Below are 20,503 nucleotides of genomic sequence, written 5' to 3' on the forward strand. Positions count from 1 at the left end.
ATGGGCGCGCCTTTCGGCAGGACGTCTCAGACCTTCATGGCGCCGGGACCGGGTGTTGCGCCTGCTGGCACCTTGCCCATGATGATCATGCCCAGCACTTCATCCTTGGTCACGTCCTGCGTTCTGGCATGGCCAACGACCTTGCCGTTTTTCATCACGAACACGCGGTCTGCAAGATCGAAGACGTCGTGAATGTCATGGCTGATGAGGAAGATGCCGATGCCTTCCTTCTTCAGTTCCTTGACCAGATCGCCCACCTGCGCGGTTTCCTGCGGCCCAAGCGCTGCGGTCGGTTCGTCCATGACGAGAATGCGGGCGTCGAACAGAATAGCGCGGGCGATGGCGACGGATTGCCGTTGTCCGCCGGAGAGCGCCTTGACCGGTTCCTTGAAGCGTTTGAAGTTGGGATTGAGGCGGCCCATGACTTGGCGGGCGGAGGCTTCCATGGCCACATCGTCCAGAGTGCCCCAGGGGGTGCGCAGCTCGCGGCCGAGATAAAGATTGGCGGCGGCGTCGACATTATCGGCCACGGCCAAGGTCTGGTAGATGGTCTCGATGCCGTATTTCTTGGCATCACGTGGGTTGCGGATATCGACATCCTCACCATTGATCAGGATCTCACCGCCATCGCGGCGATAGGCGCCCGAGAGGATTTTGATCAGCGTCGATTTGCCCGCGCCATTGTGGCCCAGCAAGGCCACGACTTCACCGCGGTGAAGATCGACGGAAGCGTTTTCCACCGCGTGGATGCCGCCGAAGGAGATGGAAATATTGCGCATTTCCACAAGCGGAGTGGATTGGTCCGTCATATCGGAAACTCCTCTTTTTCTTACTTGGCTCTGGCGCGGTAAACCGTATCCAGCCATACGGCCAGAACGAGCACCATTCCGATGACGATGCTTTGCAATGGCGTGTCCATGCCCAAAAGCACCATGCCCGAGTTCAGCGATTGCATGACAACGGCACCCAGAATGGCACCGGCAATGGTGCCTGCGCCACCGGCAAGCGATGTGCCGCCGATGACGGCTGCAGCGATGGTGTAAAGCTCGTCCAGCGTTCCCTGCGCATTGGTCGCCGCGTTGAGGCGCGCAGTGGAGATGGCAGCTGCAATGGCGCAGAGCGCACCCATCAGCGCGAAAATACGCACCGTGACCCAGCGGGTTTTGATACCAGCGAGAACGGCAGCTTCCGGATTGCCGCCGATGGCGAAGACATAGCGACCAAAGCGGGTGCGGTTGGTGATGAAGTTCATGATGATGGCGATGCCGAGTGCAATCAGCACTGGGATGGCGACACCGAGCGATATTTCCAGCCCGGCTTCCGGCCAGGCGATGCCGTTTGCTTCGGCATATTTGCGGGCAAGATTGACCGGCATGTAATAGCTGTTGAGAACTTTCACGGCGCCCAGTACGATGCCGCAGCCGACGAGGCCCATGAAATATTCAGCCCAAATGGGCTTGAGCGGAAAGCCGAAGCGTTTGCGCTGTCGCCTCGAATTGATGATGGTCAGGACGATGAGGACGCAGGCGATGATGCCGACGATCCAGCTGGCCGTGGCACCGATGGAGCCATCGGCGCCGCCGCCCATCAGGCGAAAGCGTGTGTCCATGGGCGCAACCGTCGCGCCGCTGGTGACCATCCAGGCGGCACCGCGCCACACCAAGAGGCCGCCGAGCGTGACGATGAAGGACGGCACGTTCATGAAGGCGATGATGACGCCCTGAAACGCGCCGATGGCGGCACCGAGTGCAATGCCGACGCTGAGCGCGAACACCCAGGACATGGGGTGGTCGTAACCCAGCCATCCCGGCAGGAAGCGCGTCTGCGTCACGGCCATGATCATGCCGACGAAGCCAAGGATGGAGCCGACCGACAGATCGATATTGCGCGTGACAATGACCAGCACCATGCCGGTTGCCATGACGGAAACGGATGCGGCCTGAACCGACAGGTTCCACAGGTTTCGCGAGGTCAGGAAGAGGCCACCGGACAGGATTTCAAATCCGACCCAGATGCAAAACAGCGCCACCACCATGCCCAAGAGTCGGGTGTCGATTTCCGTCGCGTTTAAGAAACGTCGCAACGGGTTGCCCCGCTCTGTCCGTGCGCCGGGTGACGATGCGACAACGGTTTGGTCCGTCATATGTCCTGTGCTCCCTGAAACATATCATGCCTGCGCATGTGCCGGTCCGCCGCAAGGGTACCCCTGCGGCGGTGCCGGTAGGGATTTGGCGAAACGTCAGGCCTTTGGGCCGAGGCATCTCGCCAAACCGAATGCGGGCTTATTTGCAAGCGGCGACGGTTCCGCCCTTCACGCCCTGGCAAAGTTCGCTCTTGGTGATCCATTTTGCATCCAGAACAACGTTCAGGTTGTCCTTGGTGATGGCCTGTGGCTCGAGGAAGTAAGAGCTCATCTCGACACCGTTGGTACCGCCCTTGAACTTGATGGTGCCGTCCAGCGTCTCCATCTTGGTGCCCTTGGCGAGAGCGACAGCCACTTCGCCGGCCTTCTTGCCCAGCTTGCGGCTGTCTTTCCACACGGAGACCGTCTGGGTGCCCAGCGCCACGCGGTTCAAGGCGGCTTTGTCGCCATCCTGACCGGACACGGGAACGGAACCTGCAAGCCCCTGCGCTTCCAGGGCCGCGACCACGCCGCCTGCCATGCCGTCATTGGACGAGACGACGGCATCGACCTTGTTGTTGTTGGCGGTCAGAAACTGCTCCATGTTCTTCTGGGCAATTTCCGGCTTCCAGCCGTCGGTATAGGCTTCGCCGACATTCTTGATCTTGCCGGAGTCGATGGCAGCCTTCAGCACTTCCATCTGGCCGGAGAACACGAAGTCCGCATTCGGGTCGGTCGAGCCGCCCTTGATGAAGACGTAGTTGCCTTCAGGCTTGATCTTGAAGACTTCTTTGGCCTGCAAGCGGCCGACTTCCTTGTTGTCGAAGGTAATGTAATAGGTGCTGGGGTTTTCGATTAGGCGGTCGTAGCCCACGACCGGGATGCCTTCAGCTGCGGCCTTTTCGATGGCCGGGCCGATGGCGCTGCTATCCTGCGCCAGCACGATCAGCGCGTTCGCTCCCTGTGCGATCAGACTTTCGATGTCGGTCAGCTGTTTTGCAGCCGAGGTCTGGGCGTCTGCGGAGATATACTTGGCGCCAGACGCTTTCAGCGCGTCCTTGATGGCGGCTTCGTCGGTCTTCCAACGCTCTTCCTGGAAGTTGGACCAGGATACGCCGACGACGAGATCGGCAGCAACGGCCACCGTGTGCAGAGAAACGAGTACGGCTGTACCCGCCAATAGCTTGGCAAAAGAATTCATGAAGTCCTCCCGGGTAACGACGACGCGCGACGCACCTCCATGCCTCTACGATCGCCACAAAAGCTGCCAAGCAACGCCAAAAGCATTTTTTCTCGACAGTCGAGAAATTAAATGTCAGAGATTCCTGACGCTGTCAACAGAACTCCGCACTGCTCGTTAGCAGGGTGGTTGCGGCCAAATCCGGTAGGGTCTATGGCGGTGAAAACAGGTGAAGGAACGCAAGCGCAATGTCGGGCATAGCGAGTACAGAGCTGGTCCGGCAGCAAAACAGTCTACGGGTTTTGAGTGCGCTCCGCCGCCACGGCAATCTTTCGCACACCGACCTTGCGGGGTTGACCGGCCTTGCCTCCGCCACTGTCTCCGCCATTACGGCGGACCTTGAGCGTTTCACGCTCATCGAGCGAACCGAGCAGCAGGCGGCGTCGGGCAGGGGCCGTCCACGGGTTCTGTTTCAGCCAAACAGGCAGTTCGGCTATGTGGCGGTGGTCGTCATCTCCTCGGATGCGGTGCAATATTCCCTGGTGGATTTCACTGGCAAGCTGATGGACCGGTTTGGTGAGGCGCGATCCTCCGGCAAGGCTGAGGATTTCGCGCAATCGATCTTGAGCGGCCTGTTGCGTCTCGTTGAGCGCTCGAAGATTGCGGCCAGCGCCGTTCTGCATATCTCCATCAGCAGCAAAGGGTTGGTCGATCCGGCCAGCGCCACGCTTGTCTGGTCGCCTGTTTTGGGGGAGGGGCAGGTTGATTTTCGCCAAACCCTGTCGGCGCATTTTCATGCGCAGATCTACCTCTATAATGAGACGCTTCTGGTGGCCGAGGCCCTATGGATGCGTGAGCGCGTCGAGACACCGCCACCCGCCGCGCTTGCGGCCCTGTCTCTTGGCCACAGCATCGGTTTGGGTGTGGCGCGCGATAGGGGCGAGGGACGTGCTGCTGTCGAGGCACCCAATTTCGGGCACATGCTGCACATGCCGGATGGCGCGCTGTGTCGATGTGGCGCCAAGGGCTGCGTCGAGGCCTATTGTGGGTTCTACGGTATTTTGCGCACCGCATTCGAGGTGCCGACCAACACGATCCCGGCCAAATTCGTGCCCATTGGAGAGGTCGATAAGATCGCTGCCTCCGCGCGGTTGGGAAATCGCATGGCTGCTTTCGCCTTCCGGCAGGCGGGGCTTGCGCTCGGCAACGGGCTTTCGCGGCTGTTCAGCCTGCACGGCCCCATGCGCGTCTTCGTAACGGGGCCGGGAACACGCTTTTTCGATCTGCTCAAGACCAGCATTCAGGATGGCATGATGCAGACCAATGCCATCCGCATCGGTGGTATGCCGCAGATCACAATCGAGCCAGATGAGCAGAGTTTGGTGTTCGACGGGCATATGGGGCTTGCATTGTCGCGTCTGGATGGAGATATCCTGATGTCAGGCACGGCCGCGCCACAGACGTCTTGAGCGCAGCCGACGACGCGCAGGGAGACAACATGCTGTTCATCGACACCAACCACCCGATCTACCAGCCCCTATGGGTCAGGCTGTTGATCGTCGGTCTTTGCGCGGGCTGGGCCATCATCGAGTTCATCAACCACGAGATTTTCTGGGCCACGCTCATTGGCGGCATCGCGGCTTACTCTGCCTATGTGTTGTTGATCACCTTCAAGCCGGCGCCTGTAAAAACCGAGGAAGGCACGGCCATACCACCGGATGAAGCGTAATCACCGCGTGATGAAACGGATGGCCTGATCGATCAGCAGATTGGCCGCTGTCATCCGCAGATTGGCGTTGTGGCGAAACTGCGGGCTGACCATATCCGGGTGGTTCAGCCGTGCGAAGTTGCGGCGTTTCTCGCTCAGCGTTTCCACAGTGTCCTTGTCGTTGATCGCAAGCTCGTCCGATACGTCGGAAAGTGCCGTTCTCTCGAGGTGCGGCGGCATGATATCTGGTATGGCTTCCGGCGTTGGCTGAGCAACGGGTTGCTCCACAAATCCCAGATAGGATTCAAGCGGCCTGTTGGCAGATGAGGGCTCCTGGGTGGCGGTCTCGAAGACCAGGCTGGAACTAAAGCTGTTGATGCCAAAGCCGGATCGGATTTCTTCCTCGGGCACATCGCTTTCGTCCTCACGCTCCAGGCGCTCCACAACGGATTGAAAGACGGATTGGCCGAACAGCATGTGATGGTTCCCGATGAGTGGCCGACACGATCATATCAACATGGCCTCTGGCTTGCGCCCGTCAAGTCCATGTCAGATTGCGGCTTTCCTCCAGCACGAGGTCATAGAGCAATTGCGCGCTCGGCGGTAAAGCGCGGTCTTTGGTGACGATCAGGCTGTAGGGTTTGACGCTCAATTCGAATTCGGTCGGAAGAATACGGATATCACCCATCGGCGAATGCTGGCCCGAGACGAACTGCGCCATCTCATAGGCAAGCGGCGCAATCGCGTTGGTTTGCGTGACGATGGCGAGTGTCAGAACGACGGAGGGCGTGTTGATGATGTTGCGGGGCAGGGCAACGCCTTGCGACAGAAACACATCTTCCATCGTACGTCGCAACAGGGCACCCGGCGGCTGAAACACCCAATCATATTGCGAGAGGTCCTCCAGCTTGGCCGGTGATCCATTCAGCAGCGGGTGGCCCTTGCGCACGAGAAGACACGCCGATTCGATGCCGATCTCATGGGCGTTGAACAGCGCTGGATCGAGATCGTCAGGAATGCGGCCGATCACGAAATCATGTCGGGCAGCCAAAAGTTCGCGAGCCAGCACGTTGCTTGTCTCGACCTGCACATTGATCTCGATGCCGGGATAGGTGTCCATGGCCTTGTGAAGGGCAGGCACGACGAGGCTGATAGCGGGTGCCGTGACCGAGCCGATGAATACCGAACCGCCATTGCCGGATTTCATCTGCGCAAGTTCGCGACTGGCCTCGCGCAATTCCAGAAGAATCTTCTTCGCACGCTTGGCAAGCGCCTCGCCGAACTGGGTCAGAACCACGCCACGCGAGGCGCGCTGGCACAGCGGGCTCTTGACGATGGCCTCCATTTCAGCCAACATGCGTGAAGCTGCCGGTTGTGTCATATTGAGTGCCGCCGCCGCCGCACTGACCTGTCCATGCTCTTCGATCGTCACCAGCATGCGCAGATGGGCCATTTTCAAACCGGCGCGCAACAGGGGGTTGTCTTCCGTCAAAGACAGAAATTCGAACGTGTTCGTTCCATTCCGTTCCATGGATTTGTCCATTTGGCCCCCCTAAAAACAGGGGAAGGCGATAATATCGATTTAATATACCAAAAATGACATAGGAAAAGCCACATATTCTATTTGACAGTTATATGGATTCAGAACAGTTTGCGCCTGTGCCGAGGAGGAGTGGCGAAAGACTGGATTGTGTTTGCGATTCCGTCGAGTAAGCTAAACTTCATTGCTCGGGCAGTGGATTTGAAGGCGGATTGTAGATAAACAACGCCTGCAAGAGGGTTCAAGGGAGAGAGTTCATGAAATCCATCATTTCGTTGGTTGCGGCCTGTGCCATCGGCGCTGCAGCATTTGCGTCCCCAGTCTGGGCGCAGGATAAGGGCACAGTTGGTATCGCGATGCCAACGAAGTCGTCTGCACGCTGGATCGATGACGGCAACAACATCGTCAAGCAGCTTCAGGACGCTGGTTACGCAACAGATCTGCAGTACGCTGACGACGATATTCCGAATCAGCTGTCCCAGATTGAAAACATGGTTACCAAGGGCGTAAAGGTTCTGGTGATTGCATCGATCGACGGCACGACGCTGTCGGACGTGCTCAAGCAGGCTGGTTCGCAGGGCATCAAGGTCATCGCGTATGACCGCCTGATCCGCAACAGCGGCGACGTCAGCTACTATGCAACCTTCGACAACTTCCAGGTTGGCGTGTTGCAGGCAACATCGATTGCCGACAAGCTTGGTCTGAAGGACGGCAAGGGTCCGTTCAACATCGAACTGTTCGGCGGTTCGCCAGACGACAACAACGCTTTCTTCTTCTACGATGGCGCAATGTCCGTTCTCAAGCCTTACATCGACAGCGGCAAGCTCGTCGTTAAGTCCGGCCAGATGGGCATGGACAAGGTCGGTACGCTGCGTTGGGATCCTGCAACGGCCCAGGCCCGTATGGATAACCTTCTCTCTGCCTTCTACACAGACGCAAAGGTCGACGCCGTTCTGTCGCCTTATGACGGTATCTCCATCGGCATCATCTCCTCGCTCAAGGGCGTTGGTTACGGTTCTGGCGACATGCCGCTCCCAGTCGTTTCCGGTCAGGATGCTGAAGTTCCGTCCGTCAAGTCGATCCTGGCTGGCGAACAGTATTCCACCATCTTCAAGGACACACGCGAACTGGCCAAGGTTACCGTTGGCATGGTCAACGCTGCAATGCAGGGCAAAGAGCCTGAAGTTAACGACACCAAGACCTATGAAAATGGCGTCAAGGTCGTTCCTTCCTACCTCTTGAAGCCGGTTGCCGTCACCAAGGACAACGTCAAGCAGGTTCTGGTTGACAGCGGTTACTACAAAGAAGACCAGCTGAAGTAATTTTATGATCGTGGCGGGGGTGGATATTTTATCCATCCCCGCTTCTTCAAATAAGAACGCCGGATTGTACGGCGCTGGATTGCGATATGGACAATACCATTCTCGAAATGCGGAATATCACCAAGACCTTCCCGGGCGTGAAAGCGCTTGAGAATGTGAACCTCAAGGTTCGCCAGGGTGAGATACACGCACTCGTCGGCGAAAACGGTGCTGGAAAGTCGACCCTCATGAAGGTCCTTTCAGGCGTCTACCCTGCCGGCACCTATGACGGCGAAATTCACTACGAAGGTCAGCTGCGGAACTTCCGCGCGATCAACGACAGTGAAGACGTCGGCATCATCATCATTCACCAGGAACTGGCCCTTGTGCCGCTTCTGTCGATTGCCGAAAACATTTTCCTCGGAAACGAGATCGCCACCAACGGCGTCATCAGCTGGCAGCAGACGTTCAATCGGACGCGCGAGCTTTTGAAGAAGGTTGGCCTCAAGGAATCGCCCGAGACGCTGATCACCGATATCGGTGTGGGCAAGCAGCAGCTGGTGGAAATCGCCAAGGCGTTGTCCAAGAGCGTGAAGCTGCTCATTCTCGACGAGCCCACTGCGTCCCTGAACGAAAGCGATTCGGAAGCGCTGCTCAACCTGCTGATCGAGTTCCGCAAGCAGGGCCTGACCTCCATCATCATCACGCACAAGCTCAACGAAGTGCGCAAGGTGGCAGACCAGATTACGGTTCTGCGCGACGGTATGACGGTCAAGACGCTGGACTGTCACAGTGAAGAGATCAGCGAAGACGTCATCATCAGAAACATGGTGGGCCGCGATCTCGAAGACCGTTACCCGCCGCGCGACGTGCCGATCGGCGAGACCATTCTGGAAGTCAAGAACTGGAACGCCTATCACCAACAGCACCGCGATCGTCAGGTTCTGCACGATATCAACGTCAACGTCCGCAAGGGCGAAGTCGTGGGTATTGCGGGCCTGATGGGTGCCGGTCGCACCGAATTTGCGATGAGCGTGTTCGGCAAGTCCTACGGTCACAAGATCACCGGCGACGTTCTCATCCACGGCAAGCCCGTAGATGTCAGCACCGTGCGCAAGGCCATCGATGCCGGTCTTGCCTACGTAACCGAAGACCGCAAGCATCTGGGCCTCGTGCTCAACGACAATATTTTGCACAACACCACACTTGCCAATCTGGCCGGTGTGTCGTCTGCCAGCGTCATCGACGATCACAAGGAAATGAACGTCGCAAACGACTTCCGTAAGCGTCTGCGCATCCGCTCTTCCGGCATCTTTCAGGAAACGATCAACCTGTCCGGCGGCAACCAGCAGAAGGTTGTCCTGTCGAAATGGCTGTTCTCCAATCCTGACGTTCTCATTCTGGACGAGCCGACACGCGGTATCGACGTCGGTGCAAAATACGAAATCTACACCATTATCAACCAGCTCGCCGCCGAAGGAAAAGGCGTTCTGATGATCTCATCGGAAATGCCCGAACTGCTTGGCAATTGCGACCGCATCTACGTTATGAACGAAGGACGGATTGTCGCCGAATTGCCGAAGGGAGAGGCGAGCCAGGAAAGCATCATGCGCGCTATCATGCGCTCAGGGGAGAAGAACTGATGAGTTCGGCCAACACATCCACCGAAGAGAGCAACGTCGTTTCAGTCGGCTCGTATATCCGGTCCAACATCCGCGAATACGGCATGCTGATCGCGCTTGTCGCCATCATGGTTTTCTTCCAGTTTTACACGGGCGGCATTCTGTTTCGCCCGGTTAACCTGACGAACCTGATCCTTCAGAACTCGTTCATCGTCATCATGTCGCTGGGCATGCTGCTGGTGATCGTTGCGGGGCACATCGACCTGTCGGTCGGCTCCATCGTCGCCTTCGTCGGCGCTATCGCGGCCATTTTGACCGTGCAATGGGGCATGAACCCGCTGCTCGCAGCGCTGATCTGCCTCGGCGTCGGCGGCATCATCGGTGCAGCGCAGGGCTATTGGATTGCCTACCACCGCATTCCATCGTTTATCGTGACACTGGCTGGCATGCTCGTGTTCCGCGGCCTGACGCTGTTCGTTCTCGGCGGCAAGAACATCGGTCCGTTCCCGGTCGATTTCCAGGTCGTCAGCACCGGCTTTCTGCCCGATATCGCTGGTATCGCCGGTTTCAACACGACTTCGATGGTTCTGACCGTTGCCATCACCGCTGCTCTGTTCGTGTTCGCCCTGCGTCGTCGCCAGGTGAACCAGAGGCACGGCATCGATGTCGAACCTTTTGGCTTCTTCATTGCCCAGCATGCTCTGATTTCGGCTGCCATCCTGTTCCTGGGCTACCAGCTTTCGACCTATCGCGGCCTGCCGAATGTTCTGATCGTGATGCTGGTGCTGATCGCGCTTTACAGCTTCGTTACACGTCGCACGACCATCGGCCGTCGTATCTACGCCATGGGCGGCAATGAAAAGGCGACGAAGCTGTCGGGTATCAACACCGAACGCTTGAGCTTCCTGACCTTCGTCAACATGGGTGTTCTTGCCGGTCTTGCCGGTATGATCATCGCCACACGCCTGAACTCGGCAACGCCAAAGGCTGGCGTCGGCTTCGAACTCGACGTGATCGCGGCCTGCTTCATCGGCGGCGCCTCTGCGTCCGGCGGCGTTGGCAAGATCACCGGTGCGGTCATCGGCGCGTTTATCATGGGCGTCATGAACAATGGAATGTCGATCGTCGGTCTCGGCATCGACTTCCAGCAGATGGTCAAGGGCCTCGTGCTTCTGGCTGCCGTGTTCTTCGACGTCTACAACAAGAACAAGGGCTGATCGTCAGGTCGCTGCCAGATTTTACACAGAACAAGTGGCCGGTTTCCGGCCACTTTCATGAGATGCAGGCGTCGAATCGTCTTTGAAAGGAACTACCGTGCTGATTTCTCAAATCAAGGATTCGAGCGGAAACATCGTCGTCGCCGTTCGTGAAGAGGGTGGCCAGGCGCGCTCCGTCAACAATGCCGGGTCGGTTTACGCGCTCGCGATGGAAGCCGCCAACAGCGATAAGTCGCTGGCGGATGTGATCGCCGCCAAGGGTTACGGCGATGCCGTCGATCTCAAGGAAGCCTATGCCGAAGGCCGCTTCCTGCCGCCGATCACGCATCCGGATCCAGCCCATCTGCATCTGACGGGCACCGGCCTGACCCATCTCGGTTCGGCCGCCACTCGCGACAGCATGCACAAGAAGACCAGTGAAACATCCGAAGAGAGCCTGACGGACTCGATGAAGATGTTCAAGATGGGTCTCGAAAACGGCAAGCCAAAGCCTGGCCAGACCGGCGTTCAGCCCGAATGGTTCTATAAGGGCAACGGCAATGTTGCCGCCGCACCTGGGGCTGCGCTGCTGTCTCCGTCTTTCGCGCTGGATGGCGGCGAAGAGCCTGAAATGGCCGGTATCTACGTGATCTCGGATAAGGGCGAAGCTGTGCGTGTCGGTTTTGCCGTTTCCAACGAGTTTTCCGATCACGTGACGGAGCGGGTGAACTATCTCTATCTCGCCCATTCCAAGCTGCGTCCAGCCAGCTTCGGCCCCGAAATTCGCGTCGGCGCACCGCCATCCGACATTCGCGGCACGTCCCGTATTCTGCGCGATGGCAAGGTCATTTTCGAAAAGCCGTTCCTGTCGGGTGAAGACAACATGTCTCACACCTTTGCCAATCTGGAATATCACCACTTCAAATATGGTCTGTTCCGTGCGCCTGGCGAAGTGCATGTGCATATGTTCGGCACGGCCACGCTGTCCTTTGCCGATGGCGTCAAGCCGGAAGCGGGCGACGTATTCGAGATCGAAGCCGAGGGTTTCGGTCTGCCCCTGCGCAACACGCTCAAGGTTGAGATGGAAGAGACGATTTCGGTCCGCCAGCTTTAAACTGATCAAGCATTCAAATCAAAAAGCCCTGAACCTCACGGTTCGGGGCTTTTTTGATTGAGGCGTCAATCAAGATAAGAGATGCTAAGAATTGCCGACGATAGGGTGGGGCAGGAAGGCTCCGTCTTCGACAGCCGTGATATCAGACACCATGGGTGAAGCCTTTAAGCCTATGCTGTACTGGCGCATAGAGAATTGCGGTGTGCCGATCGTTCACAATGTGCCGCGAATTTATCTTGGCAAATCCGGCAGCGCGTCCACCTTGTCGTCACACAAAATGAAACGGCGCGACAAAAGCCGCGCCGTTTCCATTTCAGATAGTCGGGTCGTCCAGGCTTCTATCAGGTTGTCTGATAGGCGTGGATGATGGCGGCGACCTGAGCATTATTCAGCGACTGCATCTGTGTCGATGTGAAGCTTTCGATTGCGGTATCCGACAGGCCTTCGATTGACGTTGTCGTCAGGCCAGCAAGAGCCTGGGTGCCGAGGGCAGCGATTTCATCCGTGGTAAAGCTGTTGAGCTCGTCGGATGAGAGTGTCGCGACCTGTGCGGCACTGAGAACGCTAATCTGGGCGCTGGTCAGTGCTGCGATGCTATCGGAAGTGAAGGCATCGAGCTGGTTGGTGTTGAGAGCAGCAATCTGAGTGGAGCTGAGTGTCGCCACCTGAGTAGACTGCAAGCCTGTGATGGCGGCTGTCGAGAGAGCCTTCACCTGCAGAGCGCTCAATCCACCAAGTTGTGCGGTGGTGAGGGCACCTGCCTGGTCTGACGTCAGGGAGCCAATCTGTGCGGTGCTCAGCTTGGTGACCTGTCCGCTGCTGAGGGCAGCGACCTTGTCGGTTGTCAGGCCTGTGAGGGCAGTTGTCGTCAAGCCGGACAGAGAGGCGGCGCTCAGAGATGCAATCTCGTCTGTCGAGAAGCTGTTCAGCTCAGTGGAGGAGAGAGTAGCAACCTGCGCTGCACTCAAGGCACCGACCTGTGCGCTTGTGAGTGCTTCGATGTTGTCAGAAGAGAGAACATCGAACTGGCTGGTCGTCATCGCTGCGACCTGCGCGGAGCTCAGTGTCTGAACCTGCGTGCTCTGCAATCCGAGAAGTGCAGCGGTTGTCAGGGCCTTGACCTGTGCGAGGCTCAGGGCGGCGATCTGACCCGATGTCAGAGCACCAACCTGATCCGATGTCAGGGAGCCGATCTGAGCTGTGCCCAGCTTGGCAACCTGTCCGCTGCTCAGTGCGGCGACATTTTCCGTCTTCAGACCGGCCAAGGCCGTCGTGGACAGACCGGCCAGAGATGCAGCGCTGAGCGATGCAATCTCGTCGGTAGAGAAGCTGTCGAGTTCAGCCGAGTTGAGAGTTGCGACCTGGGCCGCACTCAAAACGCTTACCTGGGCGCTGGTCAGTGCTTCGATGTTGTCAGAAGAGAAGGCATCGAGCTGGTTGGTGTTCAGCGCTGCAATCTGTGTAGAGCTGAGGGCCACAACCTGAGTGGACTGCAAGCCTGTGATGGCTCCTGTCGACAGGGCCTTCACTTGCAGAGCGCTCAATCCGCCAATCTGTGCGGTGGTGAGGGCACCAGCCTGGTCGGATGTCAGCGATGCGATCTGGTTTGCGGCCAGCTTGGCAACCTGTGTCGTGGACAATGCGACGAGATTGTCGGTTTTGAGACCGGCAAGTGCCGTCGTTGTCAGGCCAGACAGAGATGCTGCACTGAGGGATGCGATTTCGTCCGTGGAGAAGCTGTTCAGCTCGTCAGACGACAGAGTGGCAACCTGTGCCGCACTGAGCGCGCCGACCTGGCTGCTTGTCAGAGCTTCGATGTTGTCAGAAGAGAATGCGCTCAACTGGCTTGTGGAGAGTGCCGTCAGCTGGCTGTTCTTAAGAGCGACAACCTGTGTGCTCTGAAGGCCTGCCAACATCTGGGTGGTGAGCGCGGCAATCTGCGTTGCAGAGAGTGCTGCGATCTGGTCTGTCGTCAGAGAACCGAGCTGGGTCGATGTGATCGACTTGATCTGGTTGGCGCTCAACGACGCAACCTGTGTGGTTGTCAGCGCCGAGAGATTGGCTGTGCCCAATGCGGCGAGTGCGCCCGTCGTCAGTCCTGACAGAGATTTGACGTTGAGAGCAGCCATTTCGTCTGTGGAGAAGCTGTCGAGTTCGGCACCGCTCAATGTTGCGACCTGAGCTGCGCTCAAGACACCAATCTGCGTGCTGGTCAGTGCTTCGATGTTGTCGGAAGAGAAGGCGTCGAGCTGGTTGGTGTTCAGCGCAGCAACCTGTGTCGAGCTGAGTGCTACAACCTGCGTGGACTGCAAGCCTGTGATGGCAGCTGTCGAGAGGGCCTTCACTTGCAGAGCGCTCAATCCACCAATCTGTGCGGTGGTGAGAGCACCGGCCTGGTCGGACGTCAGGGATGCGATCTGGCTTGCGCCGAGCTTGGCAACCTGTGTGGTGGACAGTGCGACGAGGTTGTCTGTCTTCAGACCAGCAAGTGCCGTCGTTGTCAGGCCGGAGAGCGATGCTGCGCTGAGAGATGCGATTTCGTCGGTCGAGAAGCTGTTCAGCTCATCGGACGACAGGGTCGCAACTTGGGCCGCGCTGAGGGCGCCGACCTGGCCGCTGGTCAACGCTTCGATGTTGTCAGAGGAGAAAGCCTGTAGCTGGCTGGTGGAAAGTGCCGTCAGCTGGCTGTTTTTCAGAGCGATGACCTGTGTGCTCTGAAGACCTGTCAACATATCTGTCGTGAGGGCGGCGATCTGCTTTGCGGACAGTGCTGCGATCTGGTCTGTCGTCAAAGAACCCAGCTGGGTCGATGTGATGGACTTGATCTGAGCGGTGCTCAGCGAGGCAACCTGTGTGGTTGTGAGGACCGAGAGATTGGCAGTGCCCAATGCGGCGAGTGCGCCCGTTGTCAGTCCCGACAGGGACTTGACGCTGAGAGCAGCCATTTCGTCGGTGGAGAAGCTGTCGAGTTCGGCACCGCTGAGGGTAGCGACCTGGGCTGCGCTCAAAACGCTGATCTGCGTGCTGGTCAGTGCTTCGATGTTGTCGGAAGAGAAGGCACCAAGCTGGTTTGTGGTCAGCGCAGCGACCTGGGTCGAGCTGAGCGCGACGACCTGAGTCGATTGCAGACCCGAGATGGCAGCTGTGGTGAGTGACTTGACCTGAAGAGCGCTCAATCCGCCAATCTGTGCGGTGGTGAGAGCACCAGCCTGGTCGGATGTCAGGGATGCGACCTGGCTTGCGGCCAACTTGGCAACCTGTGTGGTGGAGAGAGCAACGAGATTGTCGGTCTTCAGACCAGCAAGTGCCGTCGTTGTCAGGCCGGAGAGCGATGCGGCGCTCAGAGACGCGATCTCGTCGGTCGAGAAGCTGTTGAGTTCGTCAGACGACAGGGTGGCAACCTGGTTGGCGCTGAGTGCACCGATCTGGCTGCTGGTCAGAGCTTCGATGTTGTCAGAGGAGAAAGCTTGTAGCTGGCTGGTGGACAGTGCTGCGAGCTGGCTGTTTTTCAGAGCGACAACCTGTGTGCTCTGAAGACCCGACAACATATCGGTTGTGAGAGCGGCGATCTGCTTTGCGGACAGTGCCGAAATCTGGTCGGTGGTCAAAGAGCCGAGCTGGGCAGAGGTGATCGACTTGATCTGTGCTGTGCTGAGCGACGCAACCTGTGTGGTTGTCAGTGCCGAAAGGTTAGCTGTGCCGAGTGTGGCGAGTGCGCCTGTCGTCAGTCCCGAGAGGGACTTAATGCTGAGAGCAGCCATCTCGTCTGTGGAGAAGCTGTCGAGTTCGGCGGCGTTGAGGGTTGCGACCTGAGCGGCGCTCAAAACGCTGATCTGTGTGCTGGTCAGTGCTTCAATGCTGTCGGAGGAGAAGGCCTCGAGCTGGTTCGTGGTCAGTGCAGCGATTTGGGTCGAGCTGAGCGTGGCAACCTGCGTGGACTGCAAGCCCGCAATAGCAGCTGTCGAAAGCGACTTGACCTGAAGAGCGCTCATTCCACCGAGTTGTGCAGTGGTGAGGGCGCCAGCCTGGTCCGATGTCAGGGACGCAACCTGGTTTGCAGCGAGCTTGGAAACCTGGGTTGTGGAAAGAGCGACGAGGTTGCCGGTCGACAGACCGGCAAGTGCCGTTGTCGTCAGACCAGACAGGGCTTTTACGCTGAGGGATGCAATCTCATCGGTGGAGAAGCTGTTGAGCTCGGCAGACGAGAGAGTGGCAACCTGTGCTGCACTCAGGGCGCCAATCTGCGCGCTTGTCAGTGCTTCGATGTTGTCGGACGAGAAGCTTTCAAGCTGGCTCGAATACATCGACACGATCTGGCTTGTGGAAAGACCGGCGACCTGTTCTGTTCCGATGGCGGCGATCTGGGTTGCGCTCAATCCAACGATCGCCTTCGCGGAGATGGCCGAAACTGACGCGCTGCTGAAAGAGGAAATGGCATCGGTGCTGAATGCGCGGATCTGCGCAGACGACAGGGCCGCAACCTGACTGCTGCTCAAAGCCGCGACGTCGTCGGTCTTAAGGCTGGCGATCGATGTGGTTGAAAGCGAAGAAATCTGCTTGATGGAAAGCGAAGAGATAATAGAAGTCATGGACACGTGCCCCCGTTGATAACTGGCCAAAGTGCCATTCACCGTTTCAATTGCGCAGCGCAACCCTAAGGCCGCATCCGATCCCCCGGATACGCTCATGCGCGAATTGACACAGTGCCCCAGTCGCCCGATGCGTGCATCGACCGGTTGAGCGTCCGTTCTGGACAATAGCAATATTTAAGCAGGACATGGCTCGAGAGAGCCGGCGCAACGGAAGGGCATCATGCGTACAGAACTTTGGACAGTTCTGATCCCCACGCCATCGGACATTAGAGCTTCGTTTTTAGCACGAGACTTTTGGTAAAAGTGACGCACCTGAACAGGCGCATCACGAACACCTCACATGACCGTTATCACTATCGTCTGATAAGTGTGAAATTTTGGTTAACGATGGTTATTCGCTTATGTCTTGTTGAAGTTACCATGGAGTCTAACACTGTCACATATTCTTAATATCAAAAAGAACAGGCATCCATACCGGGTCGTCCGGGATATTTTTCTTACTATATCGACCCGATATGAGATTTTTATTTGCTTACAAAGAAGAGAAATGGCACGGCCCCATCAAGGGTGACTTTTTTTGGCCTTACAGCGGTTTTCAACGCATAACGCGATAATGAATATTCACGGTTGCAAGTATCATCAATAACGGGGGTGCATTTTTACGTTTCTGGTTATATAAAACACGTCATCGGACGATCTAGACTCTGTATCGCAAGTTGTTCTGCTCATTGTCCGGTAATGCTGAACGAGAAGGTCAAAATCTTCTACGAACGCACGTATGCCCGCCGCGGTGAAGCGGCGTGCGAATGTGTTGTTTTTGATTCGTCTGGTCTATACTTGTGCCGCAGTCAGCTTTGCGACTGGGATTGGCTTTGCGCTTCTTGAACCGTCACCGATACGGTGAGGCTTTCGCCGGAAAGGCCGACGCGCATACCTGAAACGGGCGCGCAATCGCGGTAGCAAAGACCGCTTGCGATGCGGACATAGCGTTCGTCCGGGCAAACTTTGTTCGCCGCATCAAAACCCACCCAGCCGAGCACGGGAACATGGACTTCCGCCCATGCATGGGTGGCGACCTGTTCAGCGACATCTTCCATCATCAGGTAGCCCGAAATGTAACGAGCGGGCATGCCCATCTGGCGTGCTGCCGAAATCAGGATATGGCTGTGGTCCTGGCAGACACCCTTGCCGGCTTCAAGCGCTTGCTCGGCCGTCGTCGCGGTGCCTGTCGATCCCGTGACATACTCGACTTCGAGGTGAACGAGCGCCATCAACTCGTGCAGACGTTCGAGCGGCGTATCGCCTGTCGCCTGTCGTGCAAGGTCGCGAATGAGCTTGCCGGGTTTTGTCAGCGGCGTCTCGCGCATGAAGAGCCAAAGTGGGGCATTGCCGGTGTGAGCGCCGAAAACGCCAGCCTTGTCGATCGTTTCGACTTCGCCGCGCGCCACGACCTTTACCGCACTGCGCGGGCCCTCGGTTTCCACCAGTTCGACACGGTTGCCGAAGTGGTCGTCATAGCGCACTTCCAGCTTTGCGCCATCGACGGTCACGTCCCAGTCGATCACCGTTTGCGTAGGCCCGTCGGCAGGCGTCAGCCGCAACCGTTGCAGGGAGTAGGGCACCGGCTCGTCGTAGAGATACTCGGTCGTGTGGTTGATGTTCAGACGCATACCGTATCCTCGTCTCACCGCTTACTGGTAGAAGCGGTAGCCTTCCGTGATTTCCTGCCCCAGCTGTCCGTTCTTGTGAATGAACAGTTCCAGGAACTCGTGCAGACCCTGATCCATGACGCGGTTGATGGTCGTCTTCTGAAGCGTCGCCCGGATGGCTTCAGCGGTTTCATGTGCCTTGTGGCGGTCTTCATATTCATGCGCCAGATAGCCCAGATTGCTGACGATCTTGTCGTAGCAATAGGCAAGCGAGCGCGGCATGCGACCATTGAGGATGAGGAAGTCCGCGATGTTGGATGGTTTGTACTCGGCGTCATAGACCCAGCCATAGGATCTGTGGGCCGATACCGAGCGCAGGATCGATTCCCATTGGGCATTGTCGAGCGACGACCCTACTTGCACCGCCGCTGGCAAAAGCACGTAATATTTCACGTCCAGAATGCGGGCGGTGTTGTCGGCGCGTTCGATGAAGGTGCCGATGCGCGAGAAATTGTAGAGATCGTTGCGCAGCATCGAGCCGTGGAACGCACCGCGTACCAGTCCGGCCCTGTGCTTGATGGCATCGATGACCTGCGGCAGTTCCGCCGCCTTCTGTTTTCGGCTGAAGATGGTCTTGAGTTCCATCCAGAACTCGTTGGTTGCTTCCCATGTCTCACGTGTCAGGGCCGTGCGCACCATGCGGGCGTTGTTCCTGCCGAATTCGATGCAGGACATGACGCTCGATGGATTGGCCTTGTCGCGCAGCATGTAGTCGATGGCGTCAGCTGTCGTGACCTTCTCATGCTTTTGGAGAAATTCTTCGTGCGCGCCTGCGCTTTGCAGCACGCCATCCCAATCCTCGTCACCGCTGCCGCTGCGTGTCAGCGAGACACGCATGCCTGCGTCCACCAGTCGGGCAATGTTTTCCGCACGTTCGATATAGCGGAACATCCAGTAGAGTCCGTTCGCCGTTCTTCCCAGCATGGCTTAGTCCTCCAGTACCCACGTATCCTTGGTGCCGCCACCCTGGCTGGAATTCACCACGAGCGATCCCTGCTTGAGGGCAACGCGTGTCAGCCCGCCGGGGATGATCTTCACCTTGTCTGACACCAGAACGTAAGGGCGAAGATCGACGTGGCGTGGGGCAATTCCGTTTTTCACCATGATCGGCACTGTGGACAGGGAAAGCGTGGGCTGTGCGATGTAATTCGAGGGACGGGCGCGCAGCTTGTCTGCAAACAAAGCGCGTTCCTTCTTAGAGGCCGTCGGGCCAACCAGCATGCCGTAGCCACCTGAGCCGTGAACCTCCTTCACCACCAGATCGGCCAGATTGTCGAGAACGTATTTCAGGCTGTCGGGCTCGGAGCAGCGCCATGTCGGCACGTTTTCCAGCAGGGGTTTGCGGCCCGTGTAAAACTCGACGATCTCCGGCATGTAGGAATAGATCGCCTTGTCGTCCGATATTCCCGTACCCGGCGCGTTGGCGATGGTGATGTTTCCGGCACGATACACATCCATGATGCCGGGAATGCCAAGCGCCGAATCGGGGCGGAAGGTGAGGGGGTCGAGGAAATCGTCGTCCACCCGGCGATACAGCACGTCGATGGCCTCATAACCACGCGTCGTGCGCATCTTGACCTTGCCGTCCATGACGCGCAGGTCAGATCCTTCCACCAACTCGACGCCCATCATATCGGCAAGAAACGAATGCTCGTAATAGGCGGAGTTGTGAATTCCCGGCGTCAGGACCGCGACGCGCGGCTTGCCTTTGCAGCCCGGAGGGGCTAGCGATGCCAAGGATTGGCGCAGTTGATAAGGATAGTCCTCGACGCGCTGGACCTTGTTTTCGTGGAACAGTTCCGGGAACATCTGCATCATCGTTTCGCGGTTTTCCAGCATGTAGCTGACACCGGAAGGGGTGCGGGCATTGTCTTCCAGAACGTAGAACTGGTCTTCGCCGGTGCGCACGATATCGGTGCCGACGATGTGGGTGTAAACGCCGCCCGGCGGTTTGAAGCCGATCATCTCGGGCAGGAAGGCCTCGTTGCGCTCGATGAGTTCGCGGGGAATGCGACCGGCGCGGATGATTTCCTGCTTGTGATAGATGTCGTCGAGAAAGGCGTTGAGTGCCAGCACCCGCTGCTCGATGCCTTGCGCCAGCTTGCGCCATTCGCGACCGGAAATGATTCGCGGGATGATATCGAAGGGGATGAGCTTTTCGGCGCTGTCTGCATGGCCGTAAACGGCAAAGGTAATGCCGGTTTTTCGAAATATATTCTCGGCATCCCTGGATTTCTGGATCAGGTGCGCTCTGTCCTGGCGGCTATACCAGTCGTTGTATTTCTCATATGGGCTTCGCGGCGTTGAGTCCGCATCTATCATTTCATCAAATGCCAACTTCAGGTTCCCCATTTTTGTCCATTTGAATACAATGGCGATGGCAATGCAAGAACCATGCGCCGCGCGTAGTCACATTTTT

15 protein-coding genes are annotated in these 20,503 nt (G+C 57.6%); 6 read left to right on the plus strand and 9 right to left on the minus strand.

What is annotated here, in order from left to right:
• Positions 1–26 precede the first annotated feature (26 nt).
• The 3 genes from RRU01S_RS02055 to xylF all read right to left on the minus strand — a co-directional run bounded on the left by RRU01S_RS02055 (position 27) and on the right by xylF (position 3,323).
• A complete protein-coding gene (locus RRU01S_RS02055; RefSeq protein WP_045228573.1) occupies positions 27–809 on the minus strand; it encodes an ATP-binding cassette domain-containing protein in 783 nt (260 codons plus the stop codon).
• Positions 810–829: 20 nt separating this feature from the next.
• Complete coding sequence (locus RRU01S_RS02060) at positions 830–2,143, minus strand: sugar ABC transporter permease (protein WP_045228574.1); 1,314 nt, start codon at positions 2,141–2,143, stop codon at positions 830–832.
• Between the two features lie 139 nt (positions 2,144–2,282).
• A complete protein-coding gene (gene xylF / locus RRU01S_RS02065; RefSeq protein WP_045228575.1) occupies positions 2,283–3,323 on the minus strand; it encodes a D-xylose ABC transporter substrate-binding protein in 1,041 nt (346 codons plus the stop codon).
• Positions 3,324–3,550: 227 nt separating this feature from the next.
• Here xylF and RRU01S_RS02070 point away from each other — a divergent pair, with 227 nt between their 5' ends.
• Together RRU01S_RS02070 and RRU01S_RS02075 are read left to right on the plus strand one after the other, a co-directional pair.
• Positions 3,551–4,771 carry an ROK family transcriptional regulator gene (locus RRU01S_RS02070; protein ID WP_045228576.1) on the plus strand — a complete coding sequence of 407 codons (1,221 nt, stop codon included), beginning with the start codon at positions 3,551–3,553 and terminating at the stop codon, positions 4,769–4,771.
• Between the two features lie 29 nt (positions 4,772–4,800).
• Entirely contained in the window at positions 4,801–5,031 is a 231-nt protein-coding gene (locus tag RRU01S_RS02075; RefSeq protein WP_045228757.1) for a hypothetical protein, read from the plus strand.
• Here RRU01S_RS02075 and RRU01S_RS02080 read toward each other — a convergent pair whose 3' ends face one another.
• Complete coding sequence (locus tag RRU01S_RS02080; protein ID WP_045228577.1) at positions 5,032–5,487, minus strand: hypothetical protein; 456 nt, start codon at positions 5,485–5,487, stop codon at positions 5,032–5,034.
• Positions 5,488–5,548: 61 nt separating this feature from the next.
• Complete coding sequence (locus tag RRU01S_RS02085; protein ID WP_045228578.1) at positions 5,549–6,553, minus strand: LysR family transcriptional regulator; 1,005 nt, start codon at positions 6,551–6,553, stop codon at positions 5,549–5,551.
• Between the two features lie 254 nt (positions 6,554–6,807).
• Here RRU01S_RS02085 and chvE point away from each other — a divergent pair, with 254 nt between their 5' ends.
• The 4 genes from chvE to araD1 all read left to right on the plus strand — a co-directional run bounded on the left by chvE (position 6,808) and on the right by araD1 (position 11,783).
• The gene (gene chvE, locus RRU01S_RS02090) at positions 6,808–7,872 is read left to right on the plus strand and encodes a multiple monosaccharide ABC transporter substrate-binding protein (RefSeq protein ID WP_045228579.1); all 1,065 of its coding nucleotides are present in this window, start codon (positions 6,808–6,810) and stop codon (positions 7,870–7,872) included.
• Positions 7,873–7,958: 86 nt separating this feature from the next.
• Positions 7,959–9,494 carry a sugar ABC transporter ATP-binding protein GguA gene (gene gguA / locus RRU01S_RS02095; RefSeq protein WP_045228580.1) on the plus strand — a complete coding sequence of 512 codons (1,536 nt, stop codon included), beginning with the start codon at positions 7,959–7,961 and terminating at the stop codon, positions 9,492–9,494.
• Positions 9,494–10,690, plus strand: a complete 1,197-nt coding sequence (gene mmsB, locus RRU01S_RS02100; protein WP_045228581.1) for a multiple monosaccharide ABC transporter permease — start codon at positions 9,494–9,496, stop codon at positions 10,688–10,690. The genes gguA and mmsB overlap by 1 nt, the downstream gene beginning before the upstream one ends.
• A 97-nt stretch (positions 10,691–10,787) precedes the next feature.
• Positions 10,788–11,783: an AraD1 family protein gene (gene araD1, locus RRU01S_RS02105; protein ID WP_045228582.1), complete on the plus strand. Its 996-nt coding sequence runs from the start codon at positions 10,788–10,790 to the stop codon at positions 11,781–11,783.
• A 341-nt stretch (positions 11,784–12,124) separates the two neighbouring features.
• On the opposite strand, the gene RRU01S_RS26150 is transcribed toward araD1, so the two are convergent.
• The 4 genes from RRU01S_RS26150 to RRU01S_RS02125 form a co-directional block, all read right to left on the minus strand.
• Positions 12,125–16,372: a beta strand repeat-containing protein gene (locus tag RRU01S_RS26150; RefSeq protein ID WP_052815904.1), complete on the minus strand. Its 4,248-nt coding sequence runs from the start codon at positions 16,370–16,372 to the stop codon at positions 12,125–12,127.
• 851 nt (positions 16,373–17,223) lie between these two features.
• The gene (locus RRU01S_RS02115; RefSeq protein WP_045228583.1) at positions 17,224–18,045 is read right to left on the minus strand and encodes a transglutaminase family protein; all 822 of its coding nucleotides are present in this window, start codon (positions 18,043–18,045) and stop codon (positions 17,224–17,226) included.
• Positions 18,046–18,066: 21 nt separating this feature from the next.
• Positions 18,067–19,008, minus strand: a complete 942-nt coding sequence (locus RRU01S_RS02120; RefSeq protein WP_045228584.1) for an alpha-E domain-containing protein — start codon at positions 19,006–19,008, stop codon at positions 18,067–18,069.
• Between the two features lie 3 nt (positions 19,009–19,011).
• The gene (locus RRU01S_RS02125; RefSeq protein WP_045228758.1) at positions 19,012–20,421 is read right to left on the minus strand and encodes a circularly permuted type 2 ATP-grasp protein; all 1,410 of its coding nucleotides are present in this window, start codon (positions 20,419–20,421) and stop codon (positions 19,012–19,014) included.
• Between the last annotated feature and the right edge of the window lie 82 nt (positions 20,422–20,503).

This window comes from Agrobacterium rubi TR3 = NBRC 13261, from assembly GCF_000739935.1.
Lineage (GTDB): Bacteria > Pseudomonadota > Alphaproteobacteria > Rhizobiales > Rhizobiaceae > Agrobacterium > Agrobacterium rubi.